12 protein-coding genes and 1 pseudogene are annotated in these 13,579 nt (G+C 71.1%); 9 read left to right on the top strand and 4 right to left on the bottom strand.

What is annotated here, in order from left to right; translation table 11 throughout:
• The 4 genes and pseudogenes from rpsA to ACFYYF_RS40805 all read left to right on the top strand — a co-directional run.
• Positions 1-236 (top strand): annotated as a pseudogene (gene rpsA, locus ACFYYF_RS40820) (30S ribosomal protein S1); the annotation flags it as partial.
• Between the two features lie 272 nt (positions 237-508).
• Positions 509-940, top strand: a complete 432-nt coding sequence (locus ACFYYF_RS40815; protein WP_388784451.1) for a hypothetical protein — start codon at positions 509-511, stop codon at positions 938-940.
• Between the two features lie 173 nt (positions 941-1,113).
• A complete protein-coding gene (locus tag ACFYYF_RS40810) occupies positions 1,114-1,500 on the top strand; it encodes a hypothetical protein (protein WP_388784448.1) in 387 nt (128 codons plus the stop codon).
• A 99-nt stretch (positions 1,501-1,599) separates the two neighbouring features.
• Complete coding sequence (locus ACFYYF_RS40805; protein WP_388784445.1) at positions 1,600-3,954, top strand: discoidin domain-containing protein; 2,355 nt, start codon at positions 1,600-1,602, stop codon at positions 3,952-3,954.
• 144 nt (positions 3,955-4,098) lie between these two features.
• On the opposite strand, the gene ACFYYF_RS40800 is transcribed toward ACFYYF_RS40805, so the two are convergent.
• Positions 4,099-5,118: an aldo/keto reductase gene (locus tag ACFYYF_RS40800; RefSeq protein WP_388784442.1), complete on the bottom strand. Its 1,020-nt coding sequence runs from the start codon at positions 5,116-5,118 to the stop codon at positions 4,099-4,101.
• Between the two features lie 202 nt (positions 5,119-5,320).
• On the opposite strand from ACFYYF_RS40800, the gene ACFYYF_RS40795 reads away from it, so the two are divergent.
• Positions 5,321-5,920, top strand: coding sequence for a TetR/AcrR family transcriptional regulator (locus ACFYYF_RS40795; protein WP_388784440.1), 600 nt, complete (start codon positions 5,321-5,323; stop codon positions 5,918-5,920).
• 75 nt (positions 5,921-5,995) lie between these two features.
• Here the strand turns inward: ACFYYF_RS40795 and ACFYYF_RS40790 are convergent, their stop codons facing one another.
• Both ACFYYF_RS40790 and ACFYYF_RS40785 read right to left on the bottom strand, forming a co-directional pair.
• Positions 5,996-6,754 carry an ABC transporter permease gene (locus ACFYYF_RS40790; RefSeq protein ID WP_388784437.1) on the bottom strand — a complete coding sequence of 253 codons (759 nt, stop codon included), beginning with the start codon at positions 6,752-6,754 and terminating at the stop codon, positions 5,996-5,998.
• Positions 6,744-7,622, bottom strand: a complete 879-nt coding sequence (locus ACFYYF_RS40785) for an ABC transporter ATP-binding protein (RefSeq protein WP_388784460.1) — start codon at positions 7,620-7,622, stop codon at positions 6,744-6,746. The genes ACFYYF_RS40790 and ACFYYF_RS40785 overlap by 11 nt, the downstream gene beginning before the upstream one ends.
• Positions 7,623-7,701: 79 nt before the next feature.
• Between ACFYYF_RS40785 and ACFYYF_RS40780 the strand changes: the two genes are divergently transcribed.
• Positions 7,702-8,334 (top strand): TetR/AcrR family transcriptional regulator, encoded by a 633-nt coding sequence (locus ACFYYF_RS40780; RefSeq protein ID WP_388784434.1) that lies wholly within the window; start codon positions 7,702-7,704, stop codon positions 8,332-8,334.
• A 97-nt stretch (positions 8,335-8,431) separates the two neighbouring features.
• On the opposite strand, the gene ACFYYF_RS40775 is transcribed toward ACFYYF_RS40780, so the two are convergent.
• Positions 8,432-9,889, bottom strand: a complete 1,458-nt coding sequence (locus tag ACFYYF_RS40775) for a PucR family transcriptional regulator (protein ID WP_388784431.1) — start codon at positions 9,887-9,889, stop codon at positions 8,432-8,434.
• A 100-nt stretch (positions 9,890-9,989) separates the two neighbouring features.
• Here ACFYYF_RS40775 and ACFYYF_RS40770 point away from each other — a divergent pair, with 100 nt between their 5' ends.
• The 3 genes from ACFYYF_RS40770 (at position 9,990) to ACFYYF_RS40760 (ending at position 13,451) form a co-directional block, all read left to right on the top strand.
• A complete protein-coding gene (locus tag ACFYYF_RS40770; RefSeq protein ID WP_388784429.1) occupies positions 9,990-11,522 on the top strand; it encodes a purine-cytosine permease family protein in 1,533 nt (510 codons plus the stop codon).
• A 71-nt stretch (positions 11,523-11,593) separates the two neighbouring features.
• Positions 11,594-11,995 carry a YybH family protein gene (locus ACFYYF_RS40765; RefSeq protein ID WP_388784426.1) on the top strand — a complete coding sequence of 134 codons (402 nt, stop codon included), beginning with the start codon at positions 11,594-11,596 and terminating at the stop codon, positions 11,993-11,995.
• A 16-nt stretch (positions 11,996-12,011) separates the two neighbouring features.
• Positions 12,012-13,451, top strand: a complete 1,440-nt coding sequence (locus tag ACFYYF_RS40760) for a gamma-aminobutyraldehyde dehydrogenase (protein ID WP_388784423.1) — start codon at positions 12,012-12,014, stop codon at positions 13,449-13,451.
• The last annotated feature ends 128 nt before the right edge of the window (positions 13,452-13,579 follow it).

Here is a 13,579-nt window from a genome sequence, read left to right as displayed (position 1 = left end):
AGGTGTGGGAGAACCAGTACGCCGAGGCGCAGCAGCGCTTCGAGCAGCACCAGGCTCAGGTCATCAAGTCCCGCGAGGCCGACGCGCAGGCCGAGACCGAGGATGCCGAGCCTGACGCATCCGTGTACAGGAAACCCGACAGCCACTGGCAGGTCTCTGGGGCCCCGGCCGCTTCCGGCGCGCTCGCCTCGGACGAGGCCCTGGCCGCCCTCCGCGAGAAGCTCGCAGGCGGCTGAGCCGGACGTTCGGATCACCGAACCTGCCGACGGAACCGCAGAAGGGGTCGGATCCGTGTGCCAACGCCTCGTCGGCGTAGACGGAATCGGCCCGGTACCGGGAGTCCTCTGGCCGGAGGTCGACCTGCCAGAATCGCCGCAGCGTTCGGTGGGGGCGGGGCCGTGCACCACTCCGCCCGCCCGCAGGATCCGGGCAGACGTCGACCCGCGCGAAGGAAGGTGAGGGTCCGTTGAGGACTCCGCTGATCCCGGCCCCAAGGGCGAGCAGGTACGTGGCCGCCGCAGCAGTCTTCGGCGTCTGCGTCGTCCTCGGCGGAGGCGTGATGCGGCACGACTGGCGACAGGCCGAGCTGCTCGACGACACCGGGATACGGGTCACGGGTGTCGTCACCCGCGTTGTGGTCCCGACCGGCAAGGGAAACAAGAGCGACGAGATCGCGTACACCGTGGCGGGCCGCCACTACACCGTTCGCAAGGTACCGAACGATGGCTATCGCCTCCCGCGGAAGGGTGCTCGGGTATGTCTGGAGGCGGCCCGCGAGCGGCCTCGGCTGACCCGGCTGTGCGGTGACCGCTACCCGGACGGCGACGACGAGTTCCCCTCGTTCGCCCTGTTCACCGCAGCCGCCACGATCGGTCTGCTCTTCGTCACCGGGCGCTGGCTCACCACGCGCCGCGAACTCCGGCGATCCGCGGCTGGGTAACTCGGCTCTGCCTTGGCCCGGGTCAATAATCGGTGGGCTGGGTGACCCGGCCCTGCCAGGCTCGCCGTATGGGAATGCTGGATGGAGTGGCGGCGAGGGTCGCCGGTGGGGAAACCGTGCGGTTCCGGCCGAGTGGCGCGTCGATGGTCCCGTTGATCCGGAGCCGGCAGCTCGTGACCGTCGCTCCGGTCGATCCCTCCAAGCTGACGGTCGGTGACATCGTCCTCGCCCGTGTCGCAGGCACCGTGTACCTGCATCTCGTGTCGTCGCTCGAACCCGCGAGGAAGCGGGTGCAGATCAGCAACAACCGGGGTCACGTCAACGGCTGGACCGGGCACGACCGTGTCTTCGGCATCTGCGTCGCGGTCGACGGGACACCCCGGCCGGGTGCCGCGGCCAAGGTACGGGCAGCCGGACCGACGCCCGAGAGCGACGACGAGAGCGACGACGAGGGCCACAGCGGCAGCGGCAGCGGCAGCGGCAGCGGCAGCGGCAGCGGCAGCGGCAGCGGCAGCCAGACCGTCGGTCATGGCCGACCCGAAGGCAAGACCGTCGAGTAATTGCGAGACTCTGTATCAATCTTGCGCATCTTCATAGACTTCTCTTGCCTTCACTCCTAGCCTTCTTGCGTCCGCTCACCCCACGAGCCCTGAGGACGCATGCCTGTGACTCCCTATCCCCAAGGCAGATTCCTGCGACGCGGCACGGCGGTGTCCGTGTCCCTGGCACTCGCCGCGGCCGGCACCGTCGTCGCGGTGGCCCTGGCCCCCCACGCGGCCGCCGCTGGAGTACCCGCCCCCTCCCCCGTCGGGATCTCCGGCCGGGGCGCGGCCGTTCCCTTCAAAGAACAGGAAGCCGAGTACGCCGCCACCAACGGCACGCTCATCGGTCCGGACCGGCTCTACGGCCATCTCCCCTCCGAGGCGTCCGGCCGCCAGGCCGTGACACTGGACGCGACGGGCGAGTACGTCGAGTTCACGCTGACCGCCCCGGCCAACGCCATGTCGTTCCGCTACTCGCTGCCCGACAACGCCGCGGGCAGCGGCCGCGACGCGAGCCTCGACCTCAGGGTCGACGGCAATCGGCTCAAGAGTGTTCCGGTGACCTCCAAGTACGGTTGGTACTACGGGGGTTACCCCTTCAACAACAACCCCGGCGACACCAACCCGCATCACTTCTATGACGAGACCCGCACCATGTTCGGCTCCACGCTGCCGGCCGGCAGCAAGGTGCGGCTCCAGGTCTCCTCCACGAGCGAATCACCCTCGTTCACCATCGACCTCGCCGACTTCGAGCAGGTGGGCGCACCGATCGGGAAACCGTCCGGAGCCCTCGATGTCGTCAGCGACTTCGGCGCGGATCCGACCGGCGCCGCGGACTCCACCGCCAAGATCCAGGCAGCGGTCGACGCGGGCAAGGCGCAGGGCAGGACGGTGTACATCCCGCAGGGCACCTTCCAGGTCCGCGATCACATCGTCGTCGACCAGGTGACACTGGCCGGGGCGGGCCCCTGGTACAGCGTCCTCACCGGCCGCGACCCGGTGAACCGGTCGAAAGCCGTCGGCGTCTACGGCAAGTACGCCGGCCAGGGCGGCAGCAAGAACGTCACCCTCAAGGACTTCGCCATCATCGGCGACATCCGTGAACGCGTGGACGACGACCAGGTCAACGCCATCGGCGGCGCGCTGTCCGACTCCACCGTCGACAACGTATGGATGCAGCACACCAAGTGCGGGGCCTGGATGGACGGGCCGATGAACAACTTCACCATCAAGAACAGCCGCATCCTGGATCAGACCGCCGACGGCGTGAACTTCCACATGGGTGTCACCAACTCGACCGTCACGAACACCTTCGTGCGCAACACCGGGGACGACGGCCTCGCGATGTGGGCGGAGAGCGTTCCGGACGTCAAGAACAAGTTCACCTTCAACACGGTGGTCCTGCCGATCCTCGCGAACAACATCGTGACGTACGGCGGCAAGGACATCACCCTCTCCGACAACGTCATGGCGGACACCGTCACCAACGGCGGCGGCCTGCACGTCGCCAACCGCTATCCCGGAGTCAACTCCGGCCAGGGCACGGCCGTCTCGGGCACGATCACGGCGGCCCGGAACACCCTCATACGGGCCGGGAACAATGACTACAACTGGCAGTTCGGGGTCGGCGCGGTCTGGTTCAGCGGGCTCAACGAACCCCTGAACGCGACCGTCGACGTCACCGACAGCGAGATCCTCGACAGCTCCTACGCCGCGATCATGAACATCGAAGGAGCCACGAACGGGCTGCACTTCGACCACGTGCGCATCGACGGGGCCGGCACCTACGCCCTCCAGATCCAGGCGCCGGGCACGGCGTCCTTCAGCAACGTCACGGCCACGAACATCGCCCAGTCCAACCCGATCCACAACTGCGTAGGATCCGGCTTCCAGATCACGCGGGGTGCGGGCAACAGCGGCTGGTACGCCGATCCCCCGGCCTGTACGGGCAACTGGCCGGCCCCGCAGTGGACCAACGGCGGAGTGCCAGGAGGCGGTACCCCGCCGACCGATCCCCCGACCGACCCGCCCACGGACCCGCCCACCGACCCCACCGTGAACCTCGCGAAGAACCGGCCCGTCACCGAGTCGAGCCACACGGACGTGTACCCCGCGGCCAACGCGGTGGACGGCAACGCGAACAGCTACTGGGAGAGCGCCAACAACGCCTTCCCGCAGTCCGTCACCGTCGACCTCGGCGCGGCGAAGGCGGTCAAGCGCGTCGTCCTCAAGCTGCCGCCGGCGGCGGCGTGGGCCACACGGACGCAGACGCTGAGCATCCAGGGCAGCACCGACAACAGCACGTTCAGCACCCTCAAGGCGTCGGCCGGCTACACCTTCGACCCGTCGAGCGGCAACACCGCGACCATCACCCTGTCCGGCACCCCCACCCGCTATCTGCGCGTCCTCGTCACGGGCAACACCGGCTGGCCCGCCGGGCAGTTGTCCGAGATCGAGGCCTACACGGGCTGACCGAGGCATACACCGGCCGACCGAGGCACGTGCCGGCCGACCAAGGCATCCACCGGCCGACATCCCGTTCACCCACGGACCCCTGGCGGCCCCGCTCCGGAACTCTGACCCGGGCGGGGCCGTTCAGGTCGCCGCACCGGTCCGTCAGCGGCGGCGCAGCGCCGGGTCGAGCAGCGCGGGCGGAGTGTCGAACTTCTCGTGCGCGGCGAGGTCGGTCCCGGGAGACACGACGGCGTCGATCGCGTCGAGCACGTCCGCGGGGAGCACGGTGTCCGCGGCGGCGAGCTGCGCGTGGAGGTGGTCCAGGGTCCGGGGGCCGATCAGGGCGCTCGTGACCGCCGGGTGAGCGGTGACGAAGCCGAGTGCGAGCTGGATCAGCGTCAGTCCGGCCTCCTCGGCGATGACCGCCAGCCGCTCCACGGCGTCGAGCCGGGCCTGGTTGGAGGGGATGGCGAGGTCGAAGCGCTGCGGCATGAACGCCGAGCGGCTGGTGGTGATCTCCCGGCCCCTCCTGACCGCGCCGGACAGCCAGCCCGAGGCCAGCGGGCTCCAGACCAGCACACCGAGCCCGTACTCCTCGGCCACGGGCAGGACGTCCGCCTCGATCCCGCGCTGCAGGATGGAGTAGCTGGGCTGTTCGGTGACGTAGGGCCGTACCTGATGCTCGCGGGCGGCCCATCGGGCCTGCACGATGCGGTGGGCGGGGAAGGTCGAGGATCCGAAGTAGCGGATCTTTCCCGCGCGTTGCAGGTCGGTCAGGGCGGACAGTGTCTCCTCGTCGCCGGTGGCCGGGTCCCACCGGTGGATCTGATAGAGATCGACGTGGTCGACACCGAGCCTGCGCAGACTGTTGTCCAGCTCGGTGACGAGCCAACGGCGTGAGGAGCCCCGGTGGTTGCGCTCCTCCCCCATCGGCATGCCCGCCTTGGTGGCCAGCACGAGGTCGTCGCGGCGGCCGGCGATGGCCTTGCCGACCATCTCCTCCGACTCGCCGTCGCCGTACATGTCGGCGGTGTCGATGAGGTTGATCCCGCCCTCCAGGGCGGCGTCGACGATGGCCGTGGCCTCGTCCTGAGTGGTGCGCCCGATCCTGCCGAAGTTCATCGCGCCGAGCGCGAGCGAGCCGACCTGCACACCGGTGCGGCCCAAGGTGCGGTACTGCATGACCCTGTCTCCTTCGATACGGGTGAAGCCTTCGATACGGGTGAAGCGCGGTGACGGCGAGATTGGTCGCCGGGTCCCCGGTCTGCCATCATGAGCAACCGGAACACCGTCCCGTTTGACGATACGGAACGCTGTCCCACTTAGCAAGGCGATACGGAACACCGTTCCGTTTGGCTGTCCGGCCACGGAGGGAAAGGGCGCGATGAACGACAGCGACGACACCACGGGGCAGGCGGCTGCCCGGCCCAGGCGGGCCGACGCCCGGCGCAACCAGGAGACGCTGCTCGATGCCGCCGCCACGGTCTTCGCCGCCTCGGGCGTGGAGGCGCCCGTGCGCGACATCGCGGCCGAGGCGGGTGTCGGCACGGCCACGATCTACCGGCACTTCCCGACTCGGGCGGATCTCGTCGTCGCCGTCTACCGGCACCAGGTCGAGGCCTGCGCCGAGGCGGGGCCGACCCTGCTCGGCGACTGCGCGTCGCCCTACGCCGCACTGTCGCGGTGGATCGACCTGTTCGTCGACTTCCTGGTCACCAAGCACGGGCTCGCCGCCGTCCTGCAGCCCGACAACACGGCGTTCGACGCCCTGCACAGGTACTTCGTCGACCGGCTCGTCCCCGTGTGCGACCAACTCCTTGACGCCGCAGTGAAATCCGGTGAGATCCGCGCTGGCCTGACGGCCTATCAACTGATGCGCGGCGTCGGCAATCTGTGCATCGGCGCCGACAACGACCCCCGCTACGACGCGCGGCGACTGGTCGAGACGCTGGTAGCCGGCCTGCGCCGCACCGAAGGGCCGTGACGGCCCGATCTGCCGGAGTTGCCCGACGCCCCTGAACTCGCCCTCCCAGCAGGCAAGTTCAGGGGCACCGGACGCCTAGAGCGCCACCGTCCGCCCGCTGCGGCCCACCAGCCGGACCGAGGCCGCGGCGCCGCAGACCAGCGCAACGCCGAGAAGCGTGCCGCAGGACTCCGCCACGGCGTAGGCGTCACCGGACAGGGCGCCCCGCATGCCGCGAGCGGCCCAGTAGCCGGGCGAGACCGGGGCCACGTCCGCGACCCAGGGCGGCAGGGCGGCGAGTGGGACGAGCGCCCCTCCGAGGCTGCTCAGCAGCATGCCGCCGATGTCGAAGGAGGCCGAGAGCGCGCCCAGGCTGCGGACCAGTACACCGAGCAGGGTGCCGAGCCCGAGGAGCGCGCAGCTCCAGCTGAGCAGGAGGCCCAGCAGCAGGAACGGGTGCGGGACACGCAGGCCGAGGACGCACACGGCGAAGCCGACGACGAGGAACTGCTGGGCGAGCAGGGCCGCGAAGGCCGGAACCGCCTTGCCGACGAGCAGTTCGACGGGACGCAGGGCGGTCGCGCGCAGACGGTCCCAGGTCCGGCCGAGCCGTTCGGTGAGGATCGCGCCGCCGCAGATGCTGAGGGCGAGCAGCGAGAAGGTGACCAGTGTGCCGACGACCGCCTGTTCCGTGCCGGCCGTGCGGCCCTGCCCGGTCACGTAGAGCGGACGCAACAGCGTGATGAAGACGAGCGGGAGGATCATCCGGCTCAGGACGGGACCGGGTTCGCGCGCCATCAGCAGCACGTTGTGGCGGACCAGCACCGCCAGGCGGGCGACCGACTCACGCGGCATCGCGGACCTCCGCAGGGGTCACGGTCCGCGCGGCTTCCATGGACCGGTAGAGGTCGTCCAGCCCTGGGCGGCGGACGTCGACGGACGCGGGTGTACGACCGGACGCGAGCAGGGCCGCCAGATCGGCACCGGGGTCCATGGTCGGCCGGCGCAGCTCGGGTTCGCCCGGGTCGGCGAAGGTGACCCTGAGCTCGCCGGGCAGGTGGCGGGTGAGCTCTTCCTGGGTGCCGCGCGCGATGATCCGGCCGGCCCGCGCGAGTGCCAGCGTGGCGTCGAGATCGACCAGTTCCGGCAGGTAGTGGGTGGTGTAGACGACGGCCGCGCCCGCTTCGGCCCGGGACCTGACCGCGCTCAGCAGAGCCGAGCGGGTTTCCGGATCGGCTCCGGCGGTCGGCTCGTCCAGCAGCAGGAGGGGTGGTGAGCCGACCATGGCGGTGGCCGCCTGCACCCGGCGGCGCTGGCCTCCGGACAGGGCGGCCACGGGCCGGTCCGCCACGGCCGTCAGGCACAGCTCGTCCAGGACCCGCGCGATCTCGGCGTCCCCGCGCCGTCCGCGGATGCCCGCCAGCCCGGCGAACAGCCGCACGTTCTCCCGCGCGGTGGCGCCGCCGTACAGGGCGAGTTCCTGCGGGGCCACGCCGAGGAGGAGCCGGGCGGCCCGGCCGTCCCGCAGCGCGTCGCGCCCCGCGATGGCGACGCGGCCCGCGTCGGGACGTACGAGACCGGCGACGATCTCGACGAACGTCGTCTTGCCCGCGCCGTTGTGACCGATCAGGCCCACGATCTCCCCGGCCGGGACCGTCAGGTCGAACCCGTCGAGCGCGTGGCGCGGGCCGTAGCGCTTCACCACTTCCTCTGCGATCAGCATCATCCGTCCTTCATGAGGTCTACGTCGGGCGTGTATACGGCGTACACGTCTACACTGTATACGTCTACACTGTAGACCCATGAGTGGGAGACGGGAAGAGATCCTGGACGCCGCCGTGGCCATCGCCGACGAGCACGGGGTCGACGCCGTCTCGATGCGCGCCCTGGCCGATCGCGTCGGGGTGACGCCGATGGCGCTGTACCGGCACGTCAAGGACAAGTCGGCACTGCTGGACGGCATGGTCGGACGGCTGCTCACCGCGTTGCTGCCGACTGATCCGGCCGGACACCACACCTGGGACGAACGGCTCCGCGCCCTCGCACACGCGGCCCGGAACGTCACCCAGCGGCATCCCTGGGCCGCGAACCTGCTCTTCTCGCGGCCGGCCGTCACCCCGGACGGCCTGCGGGCGGTGGACATCATCTACACCGCGCTCATCGAGGCGGGGGTCCCCGAACCTCAGGTGCCCCGGCTGGAACGCCTGATCAGCACCTTCGTGATCGGCTTCGCCGCCTCCGAGGCCTCGGGCCGCTTCACTCCCGGCACCGGCGACCCGCGCGGCCGTCGGGGCCATGTCGACGACGGCGAACTCCCCGGCCACAGCGCGCTCGCGCCGTGGCTGGACCTTCCCCTCGACCTCACCGCCGAGTTCGAGGCCGATCTCGCCGACATCACGCGCCTGGTCGAGGCGGTCGCGCGGCGCGAGGGGTGATCCGCGCCGCGATCGTGCACGACGGACCGAGCGCGCACGGCGGACCGGGCACGCACGACGGACCGAGCGCGCATGGCGGCCCGGGATGTTCGCCTGCTCAGTCGGTGAGACCCAGCGCTCCCGCCGCCTGGATCGCCAGCCAGACCTCGGCCAGGGCCGCCGTCGACGTCAGATCGCGGTCGGCGAGCGCGCCGAAGCGGCGCAGCCGGTAGGCGAGGGTGTTCGGGTGGATGTGCAGCGCGGCGGCCGCCGTCTCGGTGCGACGGTCGCGCTCCATCCAGGTGCGGGCGGAGACCAGCAGCTGCGAGTCATGACTCTCGTCGTACCGGAGCACCTCGCCCAGCACGTGCTCCACCAGCGCCGTCAGGACGGCGGGGTCGTCCGGCAGCCACCGGCCCGCCCCGTCGTCGCCGTAGTGGACGACGGCACGGCCGGACTCGGCGGCCTTGGACACCGCCCAGAGCGCCTCGCGCTGGGCGACCTTCAGCGCGTCCCCCGGAAGGAAGGGGCGGCTCGCCCCCGCCGCCACGCCGGGCAGCTCACCGACGGCGGCGGTCAGGTCCGGCGCGCCGAGGACATAGCGGTCCTCGCCCCGGGTGAGCAGCAGATGGGGCCGGTCCTCCAGGCAGCGCAGCAGGGCCTCGTCGGTGGTGCGGCGCACGACGAGCAGCACGGTGTCGCCCTCGATCGCGTGCCGGGCGAGCCGGCGGCGCGCCGCCTCCGGGTCCAACACCTCCTGCAGCAGCTCGGCGAACGTCTCCGCCCCCTCGCGGCGCAGCGTCTCGCGTTCGTTGCGCACCATCGCCAGCCGCAGCGCCGCGACGGTGGCGATGTGCTGGACGACGGCGAGTCCCGCGGGCCGGGCGCCCTCACGCTCGTACGCGACGAGGAAGCCGGCGGGGCCGCCGGGGGCGGGCACCGGGAGGACGAAGCCGCCGGGGATCGTCGGCGGGGCGTCGACGGACGCGGGCAGGACGGCCGGGTCCGGCACCGGGACCCCGGGCAGGAGCGGGCGCCCTTGGGGCGTGCAGAGGAAGACGTCGTAGCCCGACAGTCCTTCGAGGCGGCGCAGGAGGGTCGGGGTGTCGAGATTCTCCGTGACCAGCCAGCGCAGCGCGCCGAAGACCTGGAGCTGCGCGCCCAGCCGGTGCCGCGCCTCCTCCTGAGCCGAGGCCGCGACCTCCTGGGCGACGGCGATGAAGGGAACGGCGAGCGGCACTTCGAGGACGGGGAAGCCGCGCTCCTCCGCGGCCCGGAAGAACGCCTCGTGCAGGGGCGGCATGTGCAGCTGCGCCGAGAGGGCGAGACCGGACGCCCCGGCGTCGTCCAGCCGCTCCAGATAGGCGCGCTGTTCCGCCGCGGTACGGGGGATCGCGAGGCCCGCGGTCATGATCAGCTCGGCTCCCAGCAGCCAGGGCGTCGGGTCGACGAGCTCGCTGGCATGCGCCCAGGAGACGGTCCGGTCCAGGCCTCCGCCGGCCTTCAGCGAGAGCTGGAGGGCCGGGGAGGAGAGCAGATCCTGGATGGTGAGTTTGTCGCTGGCCACAAATGACATCGTACGCATCTGTGATGGACACCATTGTCGCAGGTCACCGGGGGCCTCACACTGTGGAGGCCACCGTTTGAACGGTGCACTAACGGACATTGGAGGGCCCGTGACGACCTCGGTCACCGAAATCGAGACATATGGCGTCGAGCGAATCCCGGACGAGGACCGCACGGCCCGGCCGATCGACCTGTTCCGGCTCGCCTTCGGCGGCGCCAACACCTTCGCGACCTGCGTACTGGGCGCCTTCCCGATCCTCTTCGGGCTCTCCTTCTGGCAGGGGCTCACGGCGACCGTCCTCGGACTGGTCGCGGGTGCGCTGCTGCTGGCCCCGATGGCGCTCTTCGGCCCCGCGAACGGCACGAACAACGCCGTCTCCTCCTCCGCCCACCTGGGCGTGCACGGCCGGGTCGTCGGCTCCTTCCTCTCCCTGCTCACCGCCATCGCGTTCTTCTCGATCTCGGTGTGGTCCTCGGGAGACGCGCTCGTCGGCGGCGCGCACCGGCTGGTCGACGTCCCCGAGACGGACGTGACGTACGGCATCGCGTACGCGATCTTCGGCGGACTCGTGCTCGTCGTCTGCATCTACGGCTTCCGCTTCATGCTGCTGGTCAACAAGATCGCGGTCATGGCGGCCTCGGCCCTCTTCGTGCTCGGCGCCTTCGCCTTCGCCGGTGACTTCGACCCCGGATACGCGGGCGCCTTCGCCTCGACCGCCGACCCGCTGTTCTGGCCGTCGTTCATCGGCGCCGCGCTGATCGTGCTCTCCAACCCGGTCTCCTTCGGCGCGTTCCTCGGTGACTGGTCCCGCTACATCCCCGCGAACACCCCGCGCCGCCGGGTGATGGGCGCCGCGTTCCTCGCCCAGATCGCCACCCTGCTGCCCTTCGTCTTCGGCCTGGCCACCGCGTCGATCATCGCGACGAAGGCCGCGAAGTACGTCGACCCGGCCGCCCCGAACTACGTCGGCGGGCTGCTGGCCATCTCCCCCGGCTGGTACTTCCTGCCGCTGTGCCTGATCGCCCTGATCGGTGGTCTGTCGACCGGTACGACGTCCCTCTACGGAACGGGGCTGGACTTCGCCAGCGTCTTCCCGCGCTTCAACCGCGTCCAGGCGACCTTCTTCATCGGCGTCCTGTCCATCGGGTTCATCTTCCTCGGCCGCTTCGCGCTCAACCTCACGCAGTCCATCTCCACCTTCGCCACGCTGATCATCACCTGCACCGCGCCGTGGATGGTCGTCATGGCGCTCGGCTACGTCACCCGGCGCGGCTGGTACGACGCTGAGGCACTGCAGGTCTTCAACCGGCGCCAGCGCGGCGGCCGCTACTGGTTCGCGCACGGCTGGAACTGGCGCGGCATGGGCACCTGGATCGTCAGCGCCGTCGTGGCCCTCCTCTTCACCAACCTGCCGGGCCAGTTCGTCGGCCCGCTGGGCAACCTCGCGAACGGCGCGGACATCTCGCTGCCCGTCGGTCTCGGTCTGGCGGTCGTGCTCTACCTCGCCGCGCTCGCCCTGTTCCCCGAGCCGCGCGCCGTGTACGGGCCCGCCGGCCCCCGCTTCGTCGGGGCGTCCGACGCCGAGATCACGCCGATCACCGGTGGCCCCGAGGAGAAGACGGCCGAGCCCGCCGCCGCCTGACCCGCCACGCCACCCACCACAGACTGGGCGCCCGGCCCTGACCGCCGGGCGCCCCTGATCAGGAGCCGAGCATGAGCACCAGCACCGTGCAGGAGATCCGGGCCGCCGCGGACGCGCTCGTCGCCGCCTTCGCCGAGGGCCGCCTCGACGACTACTTCGGAGCCTTCGCGCCCGACGCGACGTTCGCCTTCCACACCACGCCGCAGCGTCTGGAGTCCACGGCCGAGTACCGCGCGCTGTGGCAGCAGTGGGTGGAGCAGGACGGCTTCCGCATCCTCGGCTGCACCTCGTCGGCGCAGCTGATCCAGCCGCTCGGCGACACCGCCGTCTTCAGCCACGACGTGGAGACCCAGGTCGCCACCAACGCCGGCGAGGAGACGGTGCACGAGCGGGAGACCATCGTCTTCGCCCGCTCCGAGGACGGCGCCTGGCTCGCCGTCCACGAGCACCTGTCCCCCCGCACCTCCGCCTGACCAGGAGAGACGTTCCATGAGCAGCACGTTCCGCAACTACATCGACGGCGCCTTCGCGGATGCCGTCGACGGCCGGACGCTCGACGTGGTGGACCCCACCACGGGTGACGTCTACGCGACCTCCCCGCTCTCGGGGGCGGCCGACGTCGACGCGGCCATGGCGGCCGCGGCCGCCGCGTTCCCCGTCTGGCGCGACACGACTCCCTCGGTGCGGCAGCGCGCCCTGCTGAAGATCGCCGACGCGATGGAGGCACGCGCGGAGGAACTGGTCGCCGCGGAGAGCCGCGACACCGGCAAGCCGCTGCACCTCACCCTCAGCGAGGAACTCGCCCCCGCGATCGACCAGGTCCGTTTCTTCGCGGGCGCGGCCCGGATGCTGGAGGGCCGCTCGGCCGGCGAGTACATGGAGGGCATGACCTCGATCATCCGCCGCGAGCCCGTCGGCGTGTGCGCCCAGGTCGCGCCGTGGAACTACCCCCTGCTGATGGCGGTGTGGAAGTTCGCCCCGGCCCTCGCGGCGGGCAACGCGGTCGTCCTCAAGCCCTCCGACACCACCCCGGCCTCCACCGTACTGATCGCCGAGATCATCGGCGGTGTCCTGGAGGAGCTCGGCCTGCCCCAGGGCGTCTTCAACGTCGTCTGCGGCGACCGCGAGACCGGCCGGCTGATGGTGGAGCACCCGACCCCGGCGATGGCCTCCATCACCGGCTCGGTGCGCGCCGGCATCCAGGTCGCGCAGAGCGCGGCCAAGGACGTCAAGCGGGTCCACCTGGAGCTGGGCGGCAAGGCCCCGGCCGTCGTCTTCGAGGACGCCGACCTGACGAAGGCGGTCGAGGACCTGGTGGTCGGCGGCTTCTTCAACGCCGGCCAGGACTGCACGGCCGCCACCCGCGTCCTCGTCCACGAGTCCGTCCACGACGAGTTCGTCGCCGCGCTCGCCAAGGCCGCCGCCGCGACGAAGACCGGGCAACCGGACGACGAGGACGTGCTCTACGGCCCGCTCAACAACGCGGGCCAGCTCGCCCAGGTCAGCGGCTTCATCGAGCGCCTGCCCGAGCACGCGCGGATCGAGGCCGGCGGCCACCGGGTCGGCGACAAGGGCTACTTCTACGCCCCGACCGTGGTCTCGGGTCTGAAGCAGGACGACGAGATCATCCAGAACGAGGTCTTCGGCCCCGTCATGACGGTCCAGTCGTTCACGGACGAGGACCAGGCCGTCGCGTACGCCAACGGCGTCGACTACGCGCTGGCCTCGTCGGTGTGGACCAAGGACCACGCGCGGGCCATGCGGATGTCGAAGAGGCTCGACTTCGGCTGCGTGTGGCTCAACACGCACATGGCGCTCGTCGCCGAGATGCCGCACGGCGGGTTCAAGCAGTCCGGCTACGGCAAGGACCTGTCCGCGTACGGCTTCGAGGACTACACGAGGATCAAGCACGTCATGACGTCGCTCTGATCCGGTCGTACCGAGGAAGGAGGGGTGGGGGGGGGGGGGGGGGGGGGGGGGCCCCCCCCCCCCGCCGGGGGGGGGGGGGGGCCCGCCGCCCCCCCCCCCCCCGGGGCGCGGCCCCCCACGCCCCCCCC

Origin of the sequence: Streptomyces sp. NPDC001914, from assembly GCF_042891215.1 — a bacterium.
Classification (GTDB): Bacteria; Actinomycetota; Actinomycetes; order Streptomycetales; family Streptomycetaceae; genus Streptomyces.
This window is presented reverse-complemented; position numbering and strand designations above follow the sequence as displayed.